The organism is Streptomyces sp. AC627_RSS907 (genome assembly GCF_019049165.1).
On sequence record NZ_JAGMUE010001345.1, the window covers coordinates 1 to 723 of the forward strand.

General features: G+C 71.8%; 2 pseudogenes. One reads left to right on the forward strand and one right to left on the reverse strand.

The features are described from left to right. Positions 1-476, forward strand: a pseudogene (locus KUM32_RS41835) (XRE family transcriptional regulator); the annotation flags it as partial. Here KUM32_RS41835 and KUM32_RS41840 read toward each other — a convergent pair. Continuing rightward, positions 460-723: pseudogene (locus KUM32_RS41840) on the reverse strand (ADP-ribose pyrophosphatase); the annotation flags it as partial. The pseudogenes KUM32_RS41835 and KUM32_RS41840 overlap by 17 nt on opposite strands.

Sequence of the window (723 nt, forward strand, 5' to 3'; positions counted from 1 at the left end):
CAGTTGACCTGATCCACGAGGCCCAACGGGTGGCTGGCGACCGCATCTCACCACGGCTTCGGGCCTGGCTGTACGCGGCAGAAGCCGAGCTGTACGCGCAGGTCGGGCAGGCCGGCGCCTGCCACCGGGCGTTGGAGCGCGCCGCGGCCAGCATCCCGGCCGGGCCGGAGCCACGCGACGCCGACATGCTGAGCATCTTCCTCAACGACGGTCACCTGACCCGCTGGCGCGGCAACGCGCTCGCTCTCCTCGGCGACGCGGACGCCGTGACCAACCTCTACGCCGCGCTCGACGTGATGGACCCCAGCTTCACTCGGGCCCAGTCCGGACTGCGATGCGACCTGGCGCAGGCCCACCTCGCCCGCGGCGAGTACGACCAGGCCAAGGACCAGCTACGTCAGGCGCGCCTGCTGGCCAACCGCACGGGCTCCGTGCGGCACCGCCGACGCATCGACCTGCTCACCGCGAGGTTGTGAAACCACCCGCGGGCCGGTTGGCCAACACGTGCAGCAGCGCGACCAGGGTGCCGGACCCCATCAGGTCACCACGCGCCATCAGCCCGGGGATGTCGGCCAGCGGCACCCACTCGATGTGCCCCGCCTCTTCCAGGTCGGTGGGTTCACCCACGCGCTCCGCGCCGCGCCCCACGAAGATCTCGTGCGGCGAGTCGACCATGCCCACCATCGGCTGGTACGTCACGACGTGCTCCAGCTCGGCCGGCCG